The following is a 22,735-nucleotide window of genomic DNA, read 5'->3' on the forward strand; positions in this document are numbered from 1 at the left end:
TTGACGGAAATGTGACCGCGCTTGTGGGGAGAAAGCGTGGTCGCGTTGGACAGCTTGGCAGGTGAGGTGCCAGACTGGCATCATGAAACAGGTTTTGGCACTGACAGTGGCGGCAACCGTCGCGATGATGAGCGGCCCCTATGCTCCTTCGGCGCAGGTAGGAAGCTGCGCGACGGACGCGATGCTGGTGTTTGACGGCTCCACCTCCATGGCGGAAATCAGTTTTGAGACCGGCCCCAACACCCGCATTGTCGAGGCGCGGCAGGCGATCCGCCGGGCGATGCCGGACATAGCGCCTTATCGTCGGGTTGGGTTGATGACTTATGGGCCCGGCGCGGGCGGGGCTTGTGCAAATGTGGATCTGCGATTTCGGCCGGTTGAGAACGCAGCCGAGCCGGTGATTGCAGCGATTGATGGGTTGCAACCGGATGGGCTGACGCCGTTGACAGCGGCGGTGCAGCAGGCGGCAGAGGCGATGGACTACCGCAACAGCCCCGGCGTTGTGGTGCTGGTGACCGATGGCAATGAAACCTGTGGCGGGCGGCCTTGTGAGATGGCACAGGCGTTTCGAGCAACGGCACGGGATTTGGTGGTGCATGTGATTGGCTTCCGGGCCGAGGTAGATTTCTTTGCCTGGAACAACCCGGAGCAAGATCCGTTGACTGACACCACCGTGGCGCGGTGTCTGGCGGATGAGACTGGCGGCCTGTTTGTGACCACGGAAACGGTGGATGAGCTGGTGGCCGCGTTGCAGCGCACGTTGGGGTGTCCGGTGATAGGCAGACCGTTTGACCAAGTGAAAACGCGCCCCGTGTGAGGCGCGTTTCTTAAGACTTTTGTCGGGTGATCAGTATTCCACCACCGCGCGAATGGATTTGCCTTCGTGCATCAGGTCAAAGCCGTGGTTGATTTCGTCCAAGGTCAGCTTGTGGGTGATCATCGGGTCGATCTCGATTTTGCCGTCCATGTACCAATCGACAAACTTGGGCACGTCGGTGCGGCCCTTGGCACCGCCGAACGCCGTGCCTTTCCAGACGCGACCGGTGACCAACTGGAACGGGCGGGTGGAGATTTCGGCGCCGGCAGGGGCCACGCCGATGATAACGCTGACGCCCCAACCGCGGTGGGAGCATTCCAGGGCGTCACGCATGACCTGCACGTTGCCGGTGGCGTCAAAGGAGTAGTCCACGCCGCCGAACTGGTCTTTTTCGGTTTTGGTGATCTCGACGATGGCATCCACGACGGATTGCTCGCCCAGTTTTGAGGGGTTCACAAAGTGGGTCATGCCAAACTTCTTGGCCATCTCGGCTTTGTCGTCGTTAAGGTCGACGCCGATGATGGTGTCGGCACCGGCCATGCGCAGGCCCTGGATGACGTTGAGGCCAATGCCGCCGAGGCCGAAGACCGCCGCAGAGGAGCCGATCTCCACGCCAGCGGTGTTGATCACCGCGCCGATGCCGGTGGTGACACCGCAGCCGATGTAGCAGATTTTGTCAAAGGGCGCGTCTTCGCGCACTTTTGCGAGCGCGATTTCCGGCATCACCGTGTGGTTCGCAAAGGTCGAGCAGCCCATGTAGTGGTAGATCGGCGTGCCATCGAGCATGGAGAAACGGGTGGTGCCGTCGGGCATCAGTCCCTGACCTTGCGTGCCACGGATGGCGGTGCAGAGGTTGGTTTTACCGGATAGGCAGGAATGGCATTCGCGGCATTCTGGCGTGTAGAGCGGGATCACGTGATCACCCGGCTTGAGCGTGGTGACGCCTTCGCCACATTCCACCACAACGCCTGCGCCTTCGTGGCCCAGAATGGACGGGAACAGACCCTCCGGGTCGGCGCCGGAGCGGGTGAATTCGTCGGTGTGGCACAGGCCTGTGGCCTTGATTTCAATGAGAACTTCGCCTGCCTTGGGGCCTTCGAGGTTCACTTCCATGATTTCCAATGGCTTGCCGGCTTCCAAAGCGACGGCGGCTTTCGTGCGCATCATTTTGCCTATCCTCCCAGTTTGTTTTGGAGCGTGGTTGAAACGCTCTATCATTGCAACCTTATTGGGAACATAGCGAAGGCCCCTCGTGGTTGGCACGGCGGGGACGAAGCAAATTTGTATATTTGCGACAAGGAGTAAGATTATGCGGTTTGTGGTTTTGGCAGCGGCGGGCTTTGTAGGGCTGGCGGCTTTGACAGCGTGTAAAGGGGAAGACGTGGCGGAAGCAAAAGGCAGCACCACCTGTGATCCGGCGACGTTTGAGTTCCTGGTGGGGCAGGACAAGAGTGCGCTTGAGGGCGTGACCGTGCCGGAGATGGTGCGGGTGATGGCCGAGAACTCGCCAGCCACCATGGATTTCCACGAGAACCGTCTGAACGTGGTGCATGATGAAGCTGGTAAGATTTTGAAAGTCAGCTGCGGTTAAGCCGCTGAGCTAGGCGATGGCATGGCCCGGCCTTTGGTCGGGCTATTTCTTTTTCTGGCGGTAGGGCTTGTGGCAGGCTTTGCAGGCCAGCCCAACCCCGCCCAGCGTACTTGCCAGCGCGGCGCGGTCTTTGAAATCCAGCGCTTTCGCGGCTTTGGTGAGATCGTCAGATTTTGCCGAAAAGTCCGCCCAGTTGTCCCAGATTGCTGGTAAGGCCTCGGTTTTGGGGTCGGTGGCCGGGTTTTCAAACAAGGCGTTGATTTTGCCGGATTCCATCACAATGGTGTCGCGCGCCATGCGGGCTTTGGCTTGATGCAGGGGGACTTCCTGTTTCGCCATGCTGACCAGAGTTTTGAAAGCCGCGCCAATTTTTTCCATCGCCATCATGCGGGCCATGACTTCGGGGTCTTTCACACCGTTGTGGGCGTGGGCCGAAGTGGTGATCAACAAAGCGGCGGCGATCAAAAGGTGGCGGCGCATTTTGGCTCCTTTGGTTGGCTGCCTCTATGCAGCCCATGGCGGGGCTGGGAATCAAGTGGAAAATATGGGAACATAAAGTGAACAAATATCACGATTCTGTTCCGTGTGCTGCCTATGCCGAACCGTCGCATTCTTTCCCTGTGGTTCCCGCGTTTGGGGGCCGAGCGCCTGATCCGTATGGAGCGGGGCACCTTTGATGCACCTTTGGCGGTGCTGCGGGATACGGGACAGATGCAGGTGATTTGCTCGTTGTCGGAGCAGGCGGAGCGGGAGGGCCTCACATTGGGGCAGCCTTTGCGCGATGCGCAGGCGATGTGTCCACATTTGATCACGCGGTTGCGGAATGTGCAGGCGGAGCAGGGGTTTATGAAAGTGCTGACGCGCTGGGCGGGGAAGTACTCACCCTGGGTGGCAGCCACGGAAGAGGATGCGCTGGTGCTGGATGTGACCGGCAGCACCCATCTGTTTGGCGGTGAAGAGGGCGTGTTGGAGCGGGTGGGGGAGGACTGCGCGGATTTGCAGCTGACGGTGCGGGCCGGGCTGGCGGATACCTTGGGGGCGGCCTGGGCCTTGGCGCGGTTTGGGAGGCAGCCAGGGCCGCAGCTTGCCAGTGGGACGCATCGCAGCGGGGATGACATTGATCAGGAGGCCCCGGCGACGCGGTCGCGGGCGGTGAAGCGGCGGCATTGGACCCGGGGCGGCGCGGCCCCGCCTGCTGCGGGCGGCAAGGTGGACGTGGGACGGATTGCGCCGCCGGGGCAAACCCACAGTGCGCTGGCGGCGCTGCCGGTGGCGGCGTTGCGGCTGGATAGCGATACGCAGGCGGAGCTGGCGCGGCTGGGGCTGCGGCGGATTGGCGATTTGACCGGGCAGCCGCGGGCGGGGCTGGCGCGGCGGTTTGGCAAATGGCTGGTGTTGCGGCTGGATCAGGCGCTGGGCGCGGTGCCGGAGCCGGTGAACCCAGCGCCGCCGGAGACGTTTTACGCGGTGCGCATGAGCCTGCCGGACCCGATTGGGCTGGAAGAGGATGTGGCGGCGGCGGTGGACAAGGTGTTGGGGCCGCTGTGTGAGCGGCTGAAGAAAAAGTCCAAAGGTCTTCGCGTCGTGCGGTTGCAGGTGTTTCGCACCGATCAGACCATGCAGAGCGTCGAGGTGGGGCTGGCGCGGGCCACCGATGATCCCGAGCGGGTGCGGCCGTTGTTGCGGATGAAGCTGACCGACATCGATGCGGGCTTTGGCATTGATATGCTGCGACTGGAGGCGGTGCGGGTGGAAACGCTGCATGCGCGCCACACGGCGGGGCATCTGGAGGCGCGGCAGGCGGCAGAGAAGCGGCTGAGCCAGGGCCAGGCCTTGGAGGATCTGATTGGCCGGATTGGCGCGCGGGTGGGGCTGGAACAGATCACCCGACGGCATCCGGCGTCCAGTCATATCCCAGAGAAAACCGCGCAGATATTGCACGCCGCCTGGTCAGAGCCCTGGGAGCAGGCCTGGCCAGAGAGCGTGTTGAAACGGCCTTTGCTGTTGTGGCGACCAGAGCCGGTGCACGCGCCGGAGGTGCCGCGCTTGCCGGAGGTGTTCCGGTGGCGCGGGCGCGATATGGCGGTGGCGGATGCGCGCGGGCCGGAGCGGATTGCGCCGGAGTGGTGGCTGGATGAGCCGGAGTGGCGCAGCGGTGTACGCGATTACTGGCGGGTGACCTGCAAGAATGGCGAACGGCTGTGGCTCTATTTTGCCCATGGTGGGCAAATGTCGGCGGGCTGGTTTTGTCAGGGCAGCTTTGCGTGAGCGGCGAACTGGCCTAGGTTGGCCACAAGGCGTTGACAAGTGATCCACGGGTATTGGGACAGGCATATGACATTTCAAGACAGCTATTTGGGACAATTGCGAGCGCAAGTCGGGAGTCGGCCGCTCATCGCCGTTGGCGGTCGGGTGCTTATTGAAGATGACAAGGGAAGGTTTTTGATCATCCAGCGGGCGGATGACGGGCTTTGGGGGCTGCCCGGCGGCAGTATGGAGCTTGGGGAGACCCTACTCGATGTGGTGCATCGCGAAGCCAAGGAAGAGGCCAACGCGACGATCAGAGATGTAACGGTTTTTGGTCTGTCGTCTGATCCAGAGATCGAAAGCCATACCTACCCGAACGGGGATCAAATCCAGAGCGTCTCGCTTTTGGTGCATGGATTTCTGGCGCAAAAGGCGGTGATGCCCGACCAGCGTGAAACCGTGGCGATTGATTTTGTTGCGCCTGAGGAAATTGACATGGCGCGGTTTGTGCTGCCGGAGCGCCGCACCTTTGCATTGTGGTGGGCCTATCAGGAAACCGGACAGTTTCAACTGGTCTAGGCGCAAAAGAAAACCGCCCCGAAAGGGGCGGCTCTAGCGGGTAAAAAGAAAAGTGCCCCTCGGCGGCACAGACTGGGTGGGGGCAATAGTGCCGCGCCGCCGAAGGTAGCGTTTCGTTTTCGCTATGAGGGTAAGATGGCGGGCAGTTGCGGCGACAAAAGGAAGGCACCAAGGCGTTTTGCGGAAAAATCTGTGACCAAAATGGGGCGTGGTTAACGGCGTGGGAGCGGTATGTTGGGCTTGCTTTTGGTGCGGAATGGCGCAAGGCTGAAGGTATGAATGCCCAACCTCCCAGCAGATTGCACCCGCCCCAGAAGCCGCCTGAGCAGGTGGCGTTTCATCGCACCGAACTGTCGGTTATTTTGGGGCTTTATGGACGGATGGTCGCTGCAGGCGAGTGGCGTGACTACGGGATTTCCAGCTTGCGGGAAGTGGCGGTGTTTTCGGTGTTTCGCCGGGCGGCGGAAAACCCGCTGTATCGCATCGAAAAACGGCCGAAGCTGCGTAACAAGCAAGGGCTTTATGCGGTGATTGGCATGGACGGGCAGGTGCTCAAGCGTGGGCACGACCTGAAAACTGTGTTGCGGGTGCTGGAGCGAAAGCTGATCCGTGCAGTGGAGTGAGCGGGTGGGATTGCGCCAGACCACAGAGTTTCGCAGGGCAACGTTGAAGGAGCTGTCCATCATTCTGGAGTGGGCGGCCGAAGAGGGCTGGAACCCTGGGTTAGAGGATGCGGCCGCGTTTTGGCAGGCCGATCCGGAGGGGTTCTTTGTGGCGACGGTGGATGGCCAGTTGGCAGCGGCGATTTCGGTGGTGACCCACACCGAGAATTTTGCCTTTCTTGGATTGTATATCGCGCGGCCTGCGTTTCGCGGGCAGGGCATTGGTTATGGGCTGTGGGAACATGCGCTCCAACATGCTGGTGCGCGTGTGGTGGGCTTGGACGGTGTGCCGGATCAGCAGGACAATTATGCCGCTTCGGGGTTTGAACTGTTCAGCGCCACGACGCGGTTTACGGGCGAGGTTGTCGCGCGGGAGAGTGATCGCGTCCGAGAGGCGGCGCCGGAGGATGTCGCCACATTGATTGACCTAGAGGCGGCGGCGTCTGGTGTGCGTAAGCCTGCGTATCTTGCTGCGTGGTTTGCACCAGTGGAGAGCCGTCAGACCTGGATCATGCAGGTTGCGAATGGAGTTGCAGGATTTTGCACCGCACGGCGCTGTCGTGAGGGTGTAAAGATTGGCCCGCTTTGGGCGCAGGGCGAAGAGCACGCTCAGGCGTTGATTGCGCATGTGGCCGCGACGATGGGCGGCCCGGTGACGCTGGATGTGCCAGACACCTCGGCGTCGTTGAAGGCGCTGTGTCAGTCGCTGAACCTGACGCCGGGGTTTGCCACCGCGCGGATGTATCGCGGCGCGTCGGTGCCGGTTGGCGACGCGTCAGGCGGATATTTTGCCGTGAGCACGCTGGAGCTGGGCTGACGCAGCGCAAGGGAAGGGGCCAGCCCCTTCTTGGCTTTGCCAATTCATCCCCGGGATATTTGGGGACTGAGAATGTGGGGTCACTCTGGTGAGAGGTGGGTGGCCATCACGCAGAGCAGTTCAAACATCACCGAAACACCCAGGAAGGCGGTGCCGCCGGAGCTGTCAAACGGGGGAGAGACCTCGACCATGTCGGCGCCAATGATGTTGAGGCCGTTTAGGTGGCGCACCACTTCCAGGGCTTGGAAGCTGTTGGGGCCGCCAACTTCGGGTGTGCCGGTGCCCGGCGCGAAGGTGGGGTCCACAAAGTCGATGTCGTAGCTGACGTAAGTGGGCTCTGCGCCCACAATCTCGCGGGCCTCGGCCATGACGTCTTCAAGTCCTCTCGCGAAAAACTCTTCGATGCGGATCACGCGGATGCCGACGGATTTGGCAAAATCCGTGTCCTCGTCATCGTAGGTGCTGCCGCGGATGCCAATTTGCACGAAACGCTTGGGATCAAGCAGGCCTTCCTCCACCGCGCGGCGGAAAGGTGTGCCGTGGGTGTACATCGTGCCGCCAAAATAGCTGTGGTAGAGGTCTGTGTGGCTGTCAAAATGCACCATGCCGACGGGGCTGTCCTTCGCGAGGGAGCGCAGGATCGGCAGAGAAGTGAGGTGGTCGCCGCCTGCGGTGAGGGGCGTGATGTTTTGCGCCAGAACGTCGTCATAGAAGGCGGTGATGCGCTCCATGCTGTCGTGGATGTCAGCGGGGTTGGGGCCCACATCACCAAGGTCGGCGCAGTTGATCAGATCAAAGGGGCGTACGCCGGTGGCGCCATTTTGGGCGCGGATCATGGTGGAGGCGTCGCGCAGTTGGCGCGGGCCATGGCGCGGGCCCGGGCGGTTGGTGGTGCCGCTGTCCCAGGGTACGCCGATCAGGCCAACATCCACATCGGCGATGCGGTCATGGTCCAGATCCATGACGGGTAGGCGCATGAAAGAGGGCACGCCAGCAAAGCGGGGCAGGTCCATGCCAGACACGGGTTGGAAGAAACCGCTGCTCATGTGGAGGCTCCTAAGATGGGTCGTTTGTGGGAGGTGACCGGACCGTCGCCTTGGGCCTCAATACGAGTGATGGCTGCGGCGATGGGCTCATACGCCACGGCCATGTGATGCGCGTTGGCGTGGATCATTGTGTTGGGATCGGTGACCATGGCGACATGGCCTTTCCAGAACAGCAGGTCGCCGCGCTGGTAGGGGCCGGTTGCATCTGGAAAGGCGGCCTCTTGCAGGTCGCTGTCGCCGGGGCAGGGGGTGCCTGTAGCCAAGAGTGCCGCTTGCACAAGGCCGGAACAGTCGATGCCAAAAGAAGAATTGCCGCCCCAAAGGTAGGGCGCTCCGATCAGGCGTTCGGCAACCGTGGCGGCGTCGCTTTCGACGTGATCGATGGGTGCAAGGTGCTGGCTGGGGACATAGAGGTCGCGGGTGACCTGGCCGCCGTCCCAGGCGATACGGGCCCAGTTGTCCTCTTGCGAGAGCACCACAAGGCGAGTGCCGAACGATAGCGGGGTGACATGACCCATGGTTTTCAGGCCTGGGGTGGTTTTGGCGTAGCTGCGGGCGGCGGCGATGCTGTGGGTGGGTGTCTGTTTTGGGTGGCTGAGAAGGTCGCCGATGTCGACCCAGCCGACGTAGCCATCTTTCTCGGCATAGCCAAAGGCCATGCCGTTTTGTGTGTGCACCACATTGACAACTTCGCCGCGCAGGAGCTGGCGTTCGCGGGTGCCTTGCGGGCCGGAGAGCAGGTCGGTGACCACCATGGCGACGCGGTAGGGGGTGGGCTCAACAAAGCGGTCGGCGGTGACTTGGCCGCGCAGGAAGGCGGCGGCGACTTTGCCGGTGCTGGGGGTCAGACGCTTATCCATCAGAGTGACAGAACCTCGGGCAGGGCCGCGAGGATGGCGCGGGCGCCCATGCCAACGCCGCCTTTCGGGCGAGCTGGCGACGGGGTTGGGTTCCAGCCGTAGATGTCAAAATGGGCGTAGCGTTGGTCTTTGGCAAAGCGGCGCAGGAAGAGTGCGGCGGTGATGGAGCCCGCAAAGCCGCCAGAGGGGGCGTTGTCCAGATCAGCGATGCCGGGTTCGATCATCTTCTCATAAGGTTCCCAGAACGGCATGCGCCAAACCGGGTCTGAGACCTCGGTGGCGGCAGTTTCCAGTGCGGAGACAAAGCCAGTATCATCGGTGTAGTAGGGCGAGAGGTCGGGACCGACCGCGACACGGGCGGCGCCGGTGAGGGTTGCCATGGAGAGGATCATATCGGGGGTGTCTTCTGACCCCAGGGCCAATGCGTCGGCCAGCACAAGGCGGCCCTCGGCGTCGGTGTTGTTGATTTCCACGGAGAGGCCATTGCGGGCGGTGAGGATGTCGCCGGGGCGGAAGCTGTCGCCGGAAACCGCGTTTTCCACCGCAGGGATCAGGACGCGCAGTTGCAGCGGTAGATTGAGCGCCATGATCATTTGAGCGAGGCCCAGCACGGTGGCGGAGCCGCCCATGTCTTTCTTCATCAGCGCCATGGAGCCGCCGGGTTTGAGGTTCAACCCGCCGGTGTCGAAACAGACACCTTTGCCCACCAGTGTGAGCGTGGGGCCTTCGCTGCCCCAGCGCATGTCGATCAGGCGCGGGGCGCGGTGCTCGGCGGCGGCACGGCCCACTGCGTGGATCATCGGGAAGTTCTGTTCCAGAAGCGCAGTGCCTTTGGTCACGGTGCAGATTGCGCCGTAGTTCAGGGCCAAGGCACGGGTGGCGTCTTCGAGCTCTTGCGGGCCCATGTCAGAGGCGGGTGTGTTGATCAGATCGCGGGTGAGGGCCTCTCCCGCGGCAATGGCCTCTACTTTGGCGGCGTCCACGCCGGGCGGGCAGATCAGTTGGGCGGTGGCGCCAGAGGATTTGGCGTAGCGGTCAAAGGCATATTGCGCGAGCAGCCAGCCGAGGGCCTCGGTTTCCAGATCGCCAGCGGGCAGGGCGCCAACCAGCGCGTAGGTGCCTGCGGGCAGAGTGGCAGCGGCGGCGGCCAGGGCAAAGCGGCCCCGGGCGCGGGTTTGCGGCGTGCCGAAGCCTGCGACAGCCATCACCGGCGCGCCGGAGGCATCCGGGATCAGAATGGATTTGCCGATGGCGGGCTTGAAACCGGTGGCGATCAGGAAGGTGCGGGCGGATTGGGTTTGGGCGTCACGCCAGGCCTCATAGCTGTCGCTGTCCACCACATGCAATGGGATGGACGGGCCGCCTTCGGCGGAAGCAAATGTGAGGGACATGGCGCACCTTTCTGACCGGACGTAAGCTGTTTGATCTCCAGCCTAACGGTTGGTGCGCCCCCTGCAAGCGGATTGGCGCACCGATCAGATGTAGGTGCGCTTCAGATCCCAGATTTCACGCAAAGCGCCTTCCCCAACGCGGATTAGGCGGGCATGTGTGGCCGAAAGGGCCACGTGGTCGCCGCGATCACAGCAAGCCACCACATCACCGGCAACCTGTGATAGCGCGGTCATGCAGAGGCGACCGGCGATCAGTTCGACCAGGGACATGGTGTCCGCCAGTTCCGACAGGTTGCTGGCGTTCAGATGGTGCTCGCCCATCGCCAGATGATCGGTCAGCGATTTGACCAACCCCAGAAAGGTCTCTTCGGCCTCATCCGGATTCATTCGTATAAAGACGCGGGCCAATTCGTCCTGATCGACGACGGCCTGTTCGCTCATTATTAGCTTTGCCACTTGTGACATGTCTCACCCTAAGTTTTGTCCGTTTCACCCAAACGGTTAGACACATCAATGACCGCCAAACCTTCTCAAATGGTTTCTAGGGCGGTCTAAAATCCGTAGAATTACAGCTAAATAGCGTTCAATTGCTTAGGGTTAGGAGATTCGTGGATGTGCCTGGTTCGCCTCTGAGATGAGGGCGGTGGTGTCGCATTTTCGTTGTTTTAAAGGTGTTTTTTGAGACCTGCAGGGGGCGGTGTTTGGCGATGGGAACGAGAAAGCGCCGCGCCAGTGGGGACTGTCGCGGCGCTTGGGGTGGGTGCCTTTGGAAACAGGGTGTTTCCGAAATTTGTTAGCGCAGGACCATTTCCGAAGGCCATTGCAAGGTGTGGGACAGCTTCACATCAAAGCTTTCGCCAACAGCCAATTCTCGTTGCCACATAAGAATACCGCGTTGGTCTTCGTAGTTGGTTTCTGTCGGCGCAGGCGTGGCCTGATGGGTGATCTCGAGATCCTGTTGCTCGCTATAGGGCACGCGGCCTAACAGGCGCAGGTCCCAAGCGCGGCCGGTGAGGTTCTCGGCGGTCAGCACACGGGTTTCGCTCTGCTCGTTGCGGGTGGTCAGCACACCTTTGTCGCCGGTGACCTTGTTGGTGACCTTGTTGCTCAGGCGCAGGCCGTTGATCGGGCCAAAGGAGAAGTCGATGTCGTCGCCCTCCGCTATCAGGGGCATTTCCTGTTGGCCAATGTAGGTGCCGTTGAGGAAAAAGTTGGCCTCAAAGCTGGGCAGGATCAACTCGCCACCGTCGTTAGTGGCTTCGGCCATGAGGAAGGCGGTCTCGTCACGCATCGGGTTGGCAAAAGCGTAGGTTTCGGGCGTCAGGTCCAAGGTTCCCAGCGCCAGGTGCAGGGCGTCGGAGGCGGACGACACAGAAACTGGCGTTGGGTAGGCGTATGTGGCGTTGATGCCGTCACCAAAGCTGTAAGAGGCTTCCTCCGCGATCAGTACGGGCTCCGCCATAGGCGCGGCCGACTCGCGCAGATCCATCTCGGCGAGGCGGCCCGCGTTGGTTTTGGCGAGGGCGGGCTGTTCTTTTTCGATATGGCGGCGCCAGGGGGACAGACCGCTGGGTTCGGATTGCCCATCCGGGCGGCTGGTGGAGAGGGTAATAGCAACGTCGGTCCAGTCCTCGTCGGTGAACTGGCTCACAAAAGCGCCGCGTTCGATGCTGAGTTGCGGCGTGTCGGTGTTGTTGAGGTGTACGTCATAGGCGGGCAACCAGCGGGCGAACTGTGTGAGGTGGGTGAGCGTGAGAGTGCCTTCGGTGGCGGCCTCGGTCGCGATCGAGATCGCCAGCATGGCATTGTCGCTCTCGGTGGGGGTCAGCGCCCCGACCAATTGGCGGGCGTCCTCCAGCGGTTGGCGCAGCTCTTCGAGTTGTTTTTCATACTGACGCGCTTCGCGTTCTGCCGAGGCAATATCGCGGTGGGCAGCGAGGGTTTCGCGGCCAATCAACGCCATGGTTTCTTTCAGCACATCCGGTGAGGCGGCGGTTTCCGAGGGGCCTTGCAGGGTGGATAGATAGGCGAGGCGCGCGCGGGCGACCTCGGCGGTCATCATCACGTCGGCGTGGCTGTCGCTGGCTTCCTGCCAGTCGTTTTCGAGCAATTCGAGCTCGGATTTTGCCGCCGCGAGCTCGGGGCTGTCTTCTTGCTGGTGCGGGTACACCCGCTCGTGGCGCACGGTCACAGCGCCAAGCTGGGCCCCATCGAGGGCCACACGGACGGACATCGGGTCAAGGCTTTCGGGCAGGTTGGTGATCAGCAGATCGTGGGTGCCAGCGGGGGCACTAAAAGGTACCGCGCGCGTGAGGGTGGCGCCTTCGGAATAAAGCGTGGCCGCGGTGACCGGGGCGTTGAGGCGGATGTCGTCGGCCCAAAGCGGTGTGGCCAGCGGGACAAGGGCAGTGGCTAAAATCGCGTGTTTCATCAATCACCTGTGGTTTTGTTTGATGAAAGACGAACACGCGGGGCGCGCGGAGGCAAGTCAGCTTTGCGTATGTTTGGTCGTTGGGCGGGGAGTTGCCGGACATGCGTAAGACGTCGGGCATGAAAAAGGGCGCCTGTAAGGACGCCCTTTGAAATTCGTCATGTGAAAGGGCTTAGCCCTTCTTGAGCACTTCGCGGCCCAGGGTCTCCGCAATCTGGACTGCGTTCAGTGCCGCGCCTTTGCGCAGGTTGTCGGACACGCACCAGAGGTTCAGGCCGTTGTCCAATGTGCTGTCCTGACGGATGCGGGAGATGAAGGTGGCGAAGTCGCCCACACATTCTTTGGGAGTCACGTAACCGCCGTCTTCGCGCTTGTCGATCACCATGATGCCTGGGCTTTCGCGCAGGATGTCACGGGCTTCGTCTTCGTCCAGGAACTCTTCGAATTCGATGTTGATCGACTCGGAGTGGCCGACAAACACAGGCACGCGCACGCAGGTGGCGGTGACTTTGATCGCCGGATCGACGATCTTCTTGGTCTCGGCAACCATCTTCCACTCTTCTTTGGTGGAGCCGTCTTCCATGAACACGTCGATGTGCGGGATCACGTTGAACGCGATCTCTTTGGTGTAGACTTTTGGCGGCACATCAGAGGTTGGGTTATAGACCGCTTTAGTCTGATCCCAGAGCTCGTCCATTGCGTCTTTGCCGGAGCCGGACACGGACTGGTAGGTGGACACGACAACGCGCTTGATTTTGGCGCGGTCATGCAGCGGCTTCAGCGCCACAACCATCTGCGCGGTGGAGCAGTTCGGGTTGGCGATGATGTTTTTCTTGGAGTAGCCGTGGATCGCGTCAGCGTTGCACTCTGGCACGATCAGCGGCACGTCGGGGTCGTAGCGATAGAGCGAGCTGTTGTCGATCACGACACAATTGGCCGCCGCTGCGATGGGGGCGAACTTCTTGGTGGCTTCAGAGCCGATGGCGAAGAGCGCCATGTCCCAACCTGCGAAGTCGAATTGTTCAATGTCCTGAATCTTCAGGGTTTTGTCGGCGAAGGTGACCTCGGTGCCCTGGCTGCGGCGGCTTGCCAAAACAGCAATCTCATCCACTGGGAACTGACGTTCCTCCAGAATGTTCAGCATTTCGCGGCCCACGTTGCCTGTGGCACCAGCGACGACGATGCGATAACCCATCTGAGGTCTCCATTTCTAACGACGCGCTCTCTTAGCCTTGTTTTCCTCAAGAAAAAAGGGGTGGGTGGCCGGAAATTGCTGAAGGGGGTCATTCCGGTTTGCGATGAATGCTGAAAAGGCGTGGATTTTGATCAATCCATCCGGTCTTGGGAGAAGCAGTAGATCAGCGCGCCGGCAAAGACACAGAGTGCCATGAGGCCAAAGAGCGCCTGATAGGCCAACAGGGAATCGGTGGGGGCGATGGCGTTGTGCAATTTGCCGGAGCCAAACTGCATGACCCCGACACCGCCGATGCCAAAGAGGTTCATCAGGGTCACGCCGCGCCCCGTCAGATGGGCTGGGAAGAAGCTGCGGGCGTGGGCGATCAGGACTGGGAAGGCGGCGCCACAGAAGCCAACGACGGACATCAACAGGATCGAGCGGAAGGCGCTTGTGTCTGTGAACACGGCAAGGCCTGTGAGGGCGGTGGCGCCGATGACGCTGCCGCAGATGATGACCCATTTGCGGGTGCCAAAGATGCGATCGGCGGGGCCATAACAGAAAGTGCCACAGATCATGGCCACGCCCATGACCAGTGTGGCCTGGCCAATTTCGCTGGTGGTGAGTGTGAAGACGTCGGACAGGTAGGGGCCGATCCAGAGGCCCCGGATGCCTGCGGCGGGCATGTAGTTTACAAACATCAGCGGGAAGAGCAGCCAAAGCGCCGGGATTTTCAGAAGGTCTAGCACGGAGCCTTTTTCGGTGCCGTTGGCTTTGGGGGGATCTTGCACTAGCGCCCAGAGGCCAACAGCGATGCTGGAACTGATTGCGGCGAGGACCCAGAGCGTGGCGCGCCAGCCGATGGTTTCGGCGGCCCAGGCGGTCGGGTAGGCGGCGATCAGGTTGCCGACAGAGCCAAAACCCAACATCAGGGCGGCCAATGTGGCAAAGCGAGCTGGAGCGTACATGCGGGCGAAGATGAAGTAGCTGGCCATCAGTACCGGGGCGCAGCCGACACCAATCAGTCCCATGGCGACGGTGATGTGCAGCGGTGTTGTGGCCATGGCGAAGAGGGCGGAGCCGCCACCGCCTCCAATCAACAACAACACCGCGGAGGTGCGACGTGGTCCGACGCGATCCAACGCTGCACCAACCGGGATTTGCATGGCGGCAAAAACCAGGAACCAGAGGCCGCTGGCAAACGCCAGATCGGCGGGCGTCGCACCGACATCTGTCTCCAGCACTTGGGTGAGCACGGCAAGGAAGGCCCGGAAAAACTGGCTCAGCACATAGGCCAGACACAAGAGAACCAAATCGATGCGCATGTTAACTACCTCCCCATTTCCAAAGGCGACAGGATAGTATGTCTTCGGCGAAGGCAAGAGGTGATTTTTGCTGGCGGCTGAACACCGTTGCCCACAACTCTGTGAGCTGCATGAAACATCCTGATCTTTTGCGGATGGCGCACGTATATCAGGTATTCCGCCACCGGTTTTGGACCGTTTAGCCATGAGCCTTCATTACTTGCCCCACGTCATTCCACCTCACACCGACCTGATGTCTGGTCCGGCGTTTTACGAGAACATTGCGCGCATCACCGAGTTTGATCGCTTGGCTGAACCTATGCGCTATGTGCGCTTGCCAGATGAATGGATTGTCGGGGTGGCTGATATCGTTGGCTCCACCGAGGAAATTGCGAAGGGGCGATATAAGGCTGTGAACCTGGTGGGTGCGGCGGTGATCTCGGCACAACTCAATGCGGCGCAGATGCAGGCATTGCCTTATGTGTTTGGCGGAGACGGGGCGCAGTTTGCTGTTTGGCCGGAACAGCGCGACGATGCTGAGGCCGCGCTGGATGCGGTGCGGCGTTGGGCGCAGGCGGAGTATGGGTTGCAGCTGCGCGTGGCGACAGCAACCGTGGCCGAAGTGCGCGGGGCGGGGCACGATGTGCGCGTGGCGCGGTATGCGCCTTCGGATGGCGTCGATTATGCAAGCTTCTCTGGTGGTGGGATGGCCTGGCTTGAGGCGCGTATGAAGGCTGGCGAAGTCTCCTTACCCGTCAGCACAGTTACTGAGGGGCCGGATTTGACGGGGCTAAGTTGTCGCTGGGCCAATATCGAAGCCACGCAGGGGGCAATCCTGTCTTTGGTGATCGTGCCGCAGGCGGGGGCGCGTGAGGCCGATTTTGCGCAGGTGGCGCGGGACGTGATTTCGGTGGCAGACAAGGCGAAACGCCAAGGGCATCCGGTGCCGCCATTGGGGCCTAGGGCGCAGTTTCCACCGCCGGGCCTGGAGTTGGAGGCGCGGGTTGTCCCCAAAGGAGCCATGTGGTGGCGCAAGGCCAAGCTGCTTTTGGGCAGTGCGTTTGCCTGGGCCTTGCTGCGCTCAGAAATACGTCTGGGGCGGTTTGATCCGGTGGATTACAAGGTCGATGTGGCGCGCAACACCGACTATCAGAAGTTCGATGACGGCTTAAAAATGACGCTGGATTGTGGCGCGGACACGCAGGTGCAAATCGAGGCGATCTTGCAGAAAGCCCATGCGCGCGGCGTGATCCGGTATGGGGTGCATGTGCAGGATGCCGCGATGATGACGTGCATCGTGCCCTCGCCCGTGGAGCGGTCGCATATGCATTTTGTCGATGGCGCGTCAGGTGGCTATGCGCTGGCGGCCCGCAACTTGCGCGCGCAGGCCGCCTGATCGGTTATTTCCCGCGCAAGCGGCCGACGATGCCGGTGGGGAAGAAATAGACCGACAGGATGAAGAGCACGCCAAGCCACAGCAGCCAGCGGTCTGCGTTCAACAGGTCTGGGAGCAGCGGCAGCGTGGCGACACTTTCGCCCGCAAGGCTGAGTACGTTTTGCAGGTAGTTTTGCGCCAGCACAAACAGGGTCGCGCCGATGACGGCCCCGTACATGGTGCCCATACCGCCGATCACCACCATCAAGAGGATATCGATCATGATTTCCATGGAGAGCGTGGTGTCCGGGCCGACGTAGCGCAGCCAGACGGCGTAGAGCGCACCGGCGAGGGCGGCGATGGCGGCGGAAAGGCAGGTGGCGGCGACGCGATAATGCACCACGCGATAGCCGATGGCCTCAGCGCGGAAGTCGTTTTCGCGGATGGCTTGCAGAACGCGGCCAAAGGGCGAGTTCACCACACGTAGCATCAGCAGGAAGAGCACAAAGCAGGAGATGAAGACGAGGTAGTACTTCAGCAGTTTACCGTTGGCCTTCACGCCGAAGAGTTCGCCGTCCATGAACTTGAAAGCTGGGCCGAGCGCTCGAGGGATTTTGAAGGACAGGCCATCTTCGCCGCCCGTTAGGGTGGAGAGCTGGCTGACCAACACGGCCACGGCGGAAGCCACCGCAAGCGTGATCATGGCAAAGAAGATGGCGCGGACGCGTAGGGAAAACAGGCCGATCACCAGCGCGAGGAGCGCAGCCAAACCGGCACCGGCCACCGAACCAACCAGCAGGGCGTCAAAACCGCGGCCCATGTCTGTACTGGCCAAGGCGACGCCATAGGCACCAAGGCCAAAGAACATGGTGTGGGCGAAGCTGACGATACCGCCGTAGCCCAGCAGCAGGTCATAAGAGGCCACCAGCACAATGAAGATGCAGATGCGGGCGGCGGTGTCGACTGAGCGCACGCCGGGGAATAGGAAGGGGGCAAAGGCGAGGCAGATCAGGATCACAATTAGGATCGCCAGAAGGATGGGCGAGCGTGGGGTGTCGCCGGAAACAAGGGTCTTCAGCATGTCTATTTCGCCTTTACCACGGGGATCATGCCCGTTGGGCGCCACATCAGGATCGCCACCATCAGGGCGATGTTGGAGATCAGGGCCGCTTTGGGTTCCAGGAAGGCCACGTAGTTCTGCATCAGGCCGACCATAAGCGCGCCGATAAAGCAGCCTTCGACCGAGCCCAGCCCGCCGATGATCACTACGATGAACACAAGGATCATGGTCTGGTTGCCCATGTGGGCGGTGATGACTTCCTGGTAGAGGCCCCAGAGCACGCCGCCGAGACCGGCAAGGGCGGAGCCGGCGACAAAGACGCCGATGAAGACCATGCGGAGGTTGTAGCCAAGGGCCTGCACCATCTCGCCGTTTTCCACGCCGGCGCGCACGATCAGGCCGATCTTGGTGCGGCGCAGCGTCCAGCGCATGGCGAGGAAGACCACGAGGCCGATGCCTACAGCCACAAGCCGGTATTTCTCTAGTGCTGCTCCGGCGAAGGTGATCGCGCCTTTGAGGGCTTCGGGGCGGGTGATGTAAATCTCTTCCGGTCCCCAGAGCACGATGATGAGTTGTTCAACCACGATCAGGCCGCCCATTGTAACAAGGATCTGTTTGAGATGGTGACCATAGACCGGCTTCACGATGACCCGCTCAAAGGCCCAGCCCATGACGCCAGTGGCAGCCATAGCGCCAACAATCGCGACCATGAGCGCGGTCAGGTTCCAGAGCAGGTTCGGTGCTCCGGTCATGTGCTCCAGCAGGAGCAGGAAAGAGACGCCAACAAAAGCCCCGACGGAAACAAAAGCGCCGTGGCCAAAGTTGATTACGTCCATCAGGCCGAAGACCAGTGTCAGGCCTGAGGCCATGATGAAGATCATCATGCCCATGGCGAGGCCCGAGACTGTGAGCGTAAGCCAGCTGGAGGTGGCAGGAATGGCGACAAGGCCAGCGAGGATCAACGCAATCACCAGAAGGATGGGGGCATGGGGTGCAAGCCGCTCAGTCAGCGACATCTTCGCCATCGTGGGCGCATGTTCGGGGGCGGCGCTCATGGGCGGACCTCCAGATTAGGTGTGTTCGGGGACATCAGTGCGCCTCCATGCTGAGGCCCATTAGGCGCTCTTGTAGGTCGGCGTTTGTGGCTAGTTCGGACATTGGGCCGGACCAGACCACGCGACCGTCATCCATGACGTTGGCAGTGTCGCCAAGGGCTTTGGCAACCGCAAAGTTTTGCTCCACCAACAGGATAGAGGCGCCTTGGTCTTTCAGTTCCTTGATGGCGCGGGCCATTGTGGTGATGATCGCGGGGGCGAGGCCCTTGGTGGGCTCATCGATCAGATACAGCGCGCGCTCTTCGATCATGGCGCGGGCGATGGACAGCATCTGCTTTTGCCCCCCGGAGAGCGTGCCCGCGTCTTTTTTCCAGAAGGTTTCCAGTGCCGGGAAAACTGTGAACAGCCACTGCAGGCGGGCGTCATCAATTGCGCCGGAGACAGCGGCGAGGATCATGTTTTCCTCCACGGTCAGGTCGGCAAAGATGCCCATGTCTTCTGGCACAAAGCCAATGCCTGCGCGGGCAATGGCTGGCGTCGGCAGTTTTGTGATGTTCTGACCGTCAAACGTGACGCTGCCCTGATGGGCGCGCCAATGGCCGATGATGGTGCGCAGGGTGGTGGTTTTGCCCACTCCGTTGCGACCGAGAAGCATGGTGACTTCGCCGCGTGGCACAGTCAGTTCAACCCCTTGCAGGATGTGATACTGCGCGATGTTGGTGAAGACGCCGTCGAGTTTCAGGATGGGATCAGACATTGGCGAGCGCCTCCTCGAGATCACGGCCCATGTAGGCTTCTTGCACCACGTCAGAGGCCATAACTTCGACGGGGTCGCCGTCTGCGGCCAGCGCTCCGTTGTGCAATACGATGATGCGGTCCGCGAGGGTGCGGATCACGTCCATCTTGTGCTCCACCAACAGAATGGCGCGGTCTTTGCGGGTTTTGAGGTCTGCAATGAGATCGAGAACCACCGGGGCTTCGTCCACGCTCATGCCGGCGGTGGGTTCGTCAAACATATAAACCAGTGGGTCGAGCGCGATCAGCAGCGCGACCTCGAGTTTGCGTTGGTCGCCATGAGAGAGTTCAGACACAACCTGATCCGCTTGATCGGTCATGCGGATGCGCTCGAGAATATCATAGGCCGGGCCAGTCAATTCGGCGTGGCTGTCCGCCATGGAGAGGACGTTAAAGCCGCGACCAGCCTTGGACTGCACCACAAGCCGCACGTTTTCCAGCACCGACAGGTTGGGAAACAGGTTGGTGAGCTGAAAGGCACGGCCGATGCCGCGGTGGGTGCGCTGGGCGACGGACATGCGGGTGATGTCGCTGCCGCCAAGTTTCACACGGCCTTCGGAGACGGGAATCTGACCGGAGATCAGATTGAAATAGGTGGTTTTGCCTGCGCCGTTGGGGCCGACAATCGCGGTCAGCTCGCCAGCGTTGAAGCTGCAGGAGATGTGGTCCACCGCGACATGGCCGCCAAAGCGCACGGTCAGGTCGGTGGTTTCCAGAATGGGATGGGACATGGTTTGAAACCCAGTGAGTGTGGTCTGGGGAAGCGGCTGGCCCCGGCATAAAATCCGGAGCCAGCCATCGAGGGAAATAAACAGGTCTTAGTTGCGGACCGGGATTGGCAGGTCTTCGAGCTTCAGCTCGCGCACCAGTTCAGGGATGGCCCATTCGACGTTGTCGTCCACTTTGATCTTGAAGTGGTACATGGTCTGCATCGCCTGGTGATCTTCGGCGCGGAACTTCATGGTGCCTTTGGGGGTTTCCCACTCCATACCTTCCATGGCGGTGATCAGTTCTTCGGTGTCAGTGCTGCCGGCCTTTTTGATCGCCTCAACAACGGCGATGCCTGCGGACATGCCACCGGCGGTGAAGAAATCAGGCGGGGTGCCAAAGCGCTCCTGGTGGGTTTTCACCAGCCAGTCGTTCACGTCGTTCTTCGGGATTTCGTAGTAGTAGTAGGTCGCACCTTCGAGACCCGGGAAATCCTTGTAAGCCTTCATGGCCGCCAGGATGTTGCCGCCCGTGGCGATTTCAACGCCAAAGCGGGAGGGGTCCATCGCTTGGATTTTGCCCATCGGGTTGCCGCCACCGGCCCAGATGATGAAGAGTTTTTTGTCGCCTTCGAGGTCTTTCATCGCAGTGAAGATACGCTCTGCCGCCGCGGTGAAGTCGGTGGTGTCGGTAGGCACGTATTCCTCATGCGCGATGCCCTGGCCCTGACCTTCCAATGCCTCGCGGAACGCGGCGATGCCGTCGCGGCCAAAAGCGTAGTCTTGTGCCAAGGTGGCGATGTGCACGTCTTCACCTGCGAGCGCAATTGCGTTGGCCACGGCGTCTTGCGAGCTGTTGCGTCCGGTGCGGAAGATGTAGCGGTTGTAGTTGGCGCCGGTGATGCTGTCGGCCACGGCCGGTTCAACGATCAGCAGCTTTTCATATTCTTCGGCCACAGGCAGCATGGCGAGTGCCACGCCGGAGCTGACGGGACCCACGGCGAGGTCAACTTCGTCATCGCCATAAGCTTCTTCGAGCAGGGCTTTGCCGTTGTCTGGCTTCAGCTGGGTGTCTTTCTCGATTACAACGATTTTCTCGCCGTTGATCTCCATGGTGCCGCCGGTGGCGTACTCCAGACCGAGCATCAGGCCGTCATGGGACTGCTTGGCGTAGGCCTCAAACGGGCCGGTTTTGCCGTAAACGTGGGCGATTTTGATGTCTGCGGATGCGGCGCTGGTCAGTGCCAAAGCAGAAATCGCGCTCGAGATGAGCCATTTCTTCATGAGTTTTCCTCCCTGAACTCAACCGCAAATTGGATTGCGGCGATTGTGCTCATGGTAGGTGGCGGTGGCAAAAAGGGTCAATTCGGGGAAATTACGTAGGTGGGTGGCTTGGGGAAACCAGACCAATCCGGCGGGCTATTTCAGAGGCTGAGGACAGCCGTTTTTGCATTGTAACGTAGGGTTTCGTGCGGCAAAGAAATTGCCTTTTGAAATATTCCAGTGCATGAAGGTGAGATGACAGGCAAGACCAATATTCCCGATACATCTCAGTCGCTTCCTATCGCGCTTCTGCGCGCCAGAGAGAAGGTGATGAAACCGGCGCGATTATTGCTCGCCAATGCGGGGGTCACCGAACAGCAATGGCGTGTGGTGCGGGTTTTGGTGGAAGAAGGCCCGATGGATCCGACCACAATTGCGGATCGCGCGGTGCTGTTGCTGCCGAGCCTGACGCGGATTTTGCAGAAGCTTGAGGAAAAGGGCTACATCACGCGCACGCGCGATGAGCAGGACGGGCGTCGGCAGGTGATCAAAGCCACCTCCGAGGGCTGTCGCTTGATTGCCGACAACATTCCCGCGGCCAAGAGCTATGCGGGGAAACTGCGTGATCACCTCGGCACGGAACGCTATGAGCAGCTTTTGGAGCTGCTCAATGATCTCAACGAGATTGACCTCTAAGGATTGGCCTGGGCGGGGCGGATCTGATCCGGATGTGCTGCGATGAAAGCGGGATGTACCGCGCAGGCAGTTTTGATGGCGTGCAAGCGCGGGAGATCAGAGAAGTCTACGCCCCAACGATGGGCGTTGTAGAGTTGCGGCATTAGGCAGAGGTCCGCCAGTGAGAGCGTATTCCCGCAACAAAACGGCTCTTGGGCAAAAGTTTCCAACAGCGTGTCAAAGGCCTCCAGCCCGGGGCGGATGAAATGCTGCATCCACTCGCGTATTGCGGCGGGTTTGTTCTCGTCATTGGACGTGGCGTGGCGCACGACGGAGAGATTGCACACAGGGTGCAGGTCGACGGCGATGCTCTGCGCCAAGGCGCGGACCTGTGCACGCTGAGCTGGGTCGTCAGGCAGCAGGTCAAGCGCACGGGTGTCGTTGAGATAGTCGAGAATGGCCAAAGATTGCGTGAAACGGTGGCCGTCAATGTCGAGCACCGGGACCAGACCTTGCGGGTTGCGCGCCAGATGGTCTGGCGCGCGGTGGTCGCCTTCGAGCAGGTCCACGGCCACGCGTTTGAAGGGCTCGTCCGCAAGATGTAGCGCGATGCGCACGCGATAGCTCGCAGAGGAGCGCCAGTAGTCGTAGAGCACTGTGTTCATGTCGGGCGGCTCATCGCTGGTGGCCGCTGGTTTGCGCGGCTTTGAGGGCTTCGTCTAGGACCTCATTGTCGCCGATGTGATTGGCGAGCAGGAAGATCAGCCGCGCGTTGAGCGCGTCGCTGCTGGATTTTTCAAGACCATCATGGGCGCGGGCGAGGGCGTCAAAGAAGCCATCGGCGTGGTCCAGATTGGGGCTCAGGATCAGGTTGTCAGACATCAGA

The 22,735-nt window shown here is 60.9% G+C and carries 24 protein-coding genes; 8 read left to right on the forward strand and 16 right to left on the reverse strand.

Features of this window, described 5'->3' with window-relative positions; genetic code table 11:
* Nucleotides 1–82 precede the first annotated feature (82 nt).
* Nucleotides 83–817, forward strand: coding sequence for a vWA domain-containing protein (locus MK208_RS00110; protein ID WP_294112707.1), 735 nt, complete (start codon nucleotides 83–85; stop codon nucleotides 815–817).
* Nucleotides 818–847: 30 nt separating this feature from the next.
* On the opposite strand, the gene MK208_RS00115 is transcribed toward MK208_RS00110, so the two are convergent.
* Nucleotides 848–1,981, reverse strand: coding sequence for an S-(hydroxymethyl)glutathione dehydrogenase/class III alcohol dehydrogenase (locus MK208_RS00115; RefSeq protein WP_294113251.1), 1,134 nt, complete (start codon nucleotides 1,979–1,981; stop codon nucleotides 848–850).
* Between the two features lie 145 nt (nucleotides 1,982–2,126).
* Between MK208_RS00115 and MK208_RS00120 the strand changes: the two genes are divergently transcribed.
* The gene (locus MK208_RS00120) at nucleotides 2,127–2,408 is read left to right on the forward strand and encodes an I78 family peptidase inhibitor (protein ID WP_294112708.1); all 282 of its coding nucleotides are present in this window, start codon (nucleotides 2,127–2,129) and stop codon (nucleotides 2,406–2,408) included.
* A 42-nt stretch (nucleotides 2,409–2,450) separates the two neighbouring features.
* Here MK208_RS00120 and MK208_RS00125 read toward each other — a convergent pair whose 3' ends face one another.
* Nucleotides 2,451–2,888 (reverse strand): cytochrome c, encoded by a 438-nt coding sequence (locus MK208_RS00125; RefSeq protein WP_294112709.1) that lies wholly within the window; start codon nucleotides 2,886–2,888, stop codon nucleotides 2,451–2,453.
* A gap of 114 nt (nucleotides 2,889–3,002) precedes the next feature.
* On the opposite strand from MK208_RS00125, the gene MK208_RS00130 reads away from it, so the two are divergent.
* From MK208_RS00130 to MK208_RS00145, 4 genes are all read left to right on the forward strand, one after another.
* A complete protein-coding gene (locus MK208_RS00130) occupies nucleotides 3,003–4,676 on the forward strand; it encodes a DUF6504 family protein (RefSeq protein ID WP_294112711.1) in 1,674 nt (557 codons plus the stop codon).
* Between the two features lie 66 nt (nucleotides 4,677–4,742).
* A complete protein-coding gene (locus MK208_RS00135; RefSeq protein WP_294112713.1) occupies nucleotides 4,743–5,234 on the forward strand; it encodes an NUDIX domain-containing protein in 492 nt (163 codons plus the stop codon).
* A 275-nt stretch (nucleotides 5,235–5,509) separates the two neighbouring features.
* A complete protein-coding gene (locus MK208_RS00140) occupies nucleotides 5,510–5,857 on the forward strand; it encodes a DUF2794 domain-containing protein (RefSeq protein ID WP_168591579.1) in 348 nt (115 codons plus the stop codon).
* A gap of 4 nt (nucleotides 5,858–5,861) precedes the next feature.
* Nucleotides 5,862–6,713, forward strand: a complete 852-nt coding sequence (locus tag MK208_RS00145; protein ID WP_294112717.1) for a GNAT family N-acetyltransferase — start codon at nucleotides 5,862–5,864, stop codon at nucleotides 6,711–6,713.
* Nucleotides 6,714–6,793: 80 nt separating this feature from the next.
* Here the strand turns inward: MK208_RS00145 and speB are convergent, their stop codons facing one another.
* From speB to MK208_RS00180, 7 genes are all read right to left on the reverse strand, one after another.
* Entirely contained in the window at nucleotides 6,794–7,759 is a 966-nt protein-coding gene (gene speB / locus MK208_RS00150) for an agmatinase (protein WP_294112719.1), read from the reverse strand.
* Nucleotides 7,756–8,619: an NlpC/P60 family protein gene (locus tag MK208_RS00155; protein ID WP_294112721.1), complete on the reverse strand. Its 864-nt coding sequence runs from the start codon at nucleotides 8,617–8,619 to the stop codon at nucleotides 7,756–7,758. Before MK208_RS00155 ends, speB begins: the two co-directional genes overlap by 4 nt.
* Complete coding sequence (locus tag MK208_RS00160; protein ID WP_294112723.1) at nucleotides 8,619–10,010, reverse strand: leucyl aminopeptidase family protein; 1,392 nt, start codon at nucleotides 10,008–10,010, stop codon at nucleotides 8,619–8,621. The genes MK208_RS00155 and MK208_RS00160 overlap by 1 nt, the downstream gene beginning before the upstream one ends.
* A gap of 84 nt (nucleotides 10,011–10,094) precedes the next feature.
* Entirely contained in the window at nucleotides 10,095–10,451 is a 357-nt protein-coding gene (locus MK208_RS00165) for a hypothetical protein (RefSeq protein ID WP_294112725.1), read from the reverse strand.
* A gap of 352 nt (nucleotides 10,452–10,803) precedes the next feature.
* Complete coding sequence (locus MK208_RS00170) at nucleotides 10,804–12,441, reverse strand: mucoidy inhibitor MuiA family protein (protein ID WP_294112726.1); 1,638 nt, start codon at nucleotides 12,439–12,441, stop codon at nucleotides 10,804–10,806.
* A 172-nt stretch (nucleotides 12,442–12,613) separates the two neighbouring features.
* Entirely contained in the window at nucleotides 12,614–13,636 is a 1,023-nt protein-coding gene (locus MK208_RS00175) for an aspartate-semialdehyde dehydrogenase (RefSeq protein WP_294112727.1), read from the reverse strand.
* A gap of 131 nt (nucleotides 13,637–13,767) precedes the next feature.
* Nucleotides 13,768–14,940, reverse strand: a complete 1,173-nt coding sequence (locus MK208_RS00180) for an MFS transporter (RefSeq protein ID WP_294112728.1) — start codon at nucleotides 14,938–14,940, stop codon at nucleotides 13,768–13,770.
* A 184-nt stretch (nucleotides 14,941–15,124) separates the two neighbouring features.
* Here MK208_RS00180 and MK208_RS00185 point away from each other — a divergent pair, with 184 nt between their 5' ends.
* Nucleotides 15,125–16,315, forward strand: a complete 1,191-nt coding sequence (locus tag MK208_RS00185; RefSeq protein ID WP_294112729.1) for a DUF3095 domain-containing protein — start codon at nucleotides 15,125–15,127, stop codon at nucleotides 16,313–16,315.
* A 4-nt stretch (nucleotides 16,316–16,319) separates the two neighbouring features.
* Here the strand turns inward: MK208_RS00185 and MK208_RS00190 are convergent, their stop codons facing one another.
* The 5 genes from MK208_RS00190 to MK208_RS00210 all read right to left on the reverse strand — a co-directional run bounded on the left by MK208_RS00190 (nucleotide 16,320) and on the right by MK208_RS00210 (nucleotide 21,195).
* Entirely contained in the window at nucleotides 16,320–17,375 is a 1,056-nt protein-coding gene (locus MK208_RS00190; protein ID WP_294112730.1) for a branched-chain amino acid ABC transporter permease, read from the reverse strand.
* Nucleotides 17,376–17,377: 2 nt separating this feature from the next.
* Nucleotides 17,378–18,409 (reverse strand): branched-chain amino acid ABC transporter permease, encoded by a 1,032-nt coding sequence (locus MK208_RS00195; protein WP_294112732.1) that lies wholly within the window; start codon nucleotides 18,407–18,409, stop codon nucleotides 17,378–17,380.
* Between the two features lie 34 nt (nucleotides 18,410–18,443).
* Nucleotides 18,444–19,166, reverse strand: coding sequence for an ABC transporter ATP-binding protein (locus MK208_RS00200; RefSeq protein ID WP_294112734.1), 723 nt, complete (start codon nucleotides 19,164–19,166; stop codon nucleotides 18,444–18,446).
* A complete protein-coding gene (locus tag MK208_RS00205; RefSeq protein WP_294112736.1) occupies nucleotides 19,159–19,935 on the reverse strand; it encodes an ABC transporter ATP-binding protein in 777 nt (258 codons plus the stop codon). The genes MK208_RS00200 and MK208_RS00205 overlap by 8 nt, the downstream gene beginning before the upstream one ends.
* 87 nt (nucleotides 19,936–20,022) lie before the next feature.
* Complete coding sequence (locus MK208_RS00210; RefSeq protein WP_294112737.1) at nucleotides 20,023–21,195, reverse strand: substrate-binding domain-containing protein; 1,173 nt, start codon at nucleotides 21,193–21,195, stop codon at nucleotides 20,023–20,025.
* Nucleotides 21,196–21,429: 234 nt separating this feature from the next.
* Here MK208_RS00210 and hpaR point away from each other — a divergent pair, with 234 nt between their 5' ends.
* Entirely contained in the window at nucleotides 21,430–21,870 is a 441-nt protein-coding gene (gene hpaR, locus MK208_RS00215; protein ID WP_294112738.1) for a homoprotocatechuate degradation operon regulator HpaR, read from the forward strand.
* Here hpaR and maiA read toward each other — a convergent pair.
* Together maiA and MK208_RS00225 are read right to left on the reverse strand one after the other, a co-directional pair.
* Nucleotides 21,867–22,514 carry a maleylacetoacetate isomerase gene (maiA, locus tag MK208_RS00220; protein ID WP_294112740.1) on the reverse strand — a complete coding sequence of 216 codons (648 nt, stop codon included), beginning with the start codon at nucleotides 22,512–22,514 and terminating at the stop codon, nucleotides 21,867–21,869. The two genes, hpaR and maiA, sit on opposite strands and share 4 nt — an antisense overlap.
* A 10-nt stretch (nucleotides 22,515–22,524) precedes the next feature.
* Nucleotides 22,525–22,731, reverse strand: coding sequence for a DUF2783 domain-containing protein (locus tag MK208_RS00225; protein WP_294112741.1), 207 nt, complete (start codon nucleotides 22,729–22,731; stop codon nucleotides 22,525–22,527).
* Nucleotides 22,732–22,735: the final 4 nt, after the last annotated feature.

The sequence above is a fragment of the Shimia sp. genome (assembly GCF_022448905.1).
Classification (GTDB): domain Bacteria; phylum Pseudomonadota; class Alphaproteobacteria; order Rhodobacterales; family Rhodobacteraceae; genus Shimia.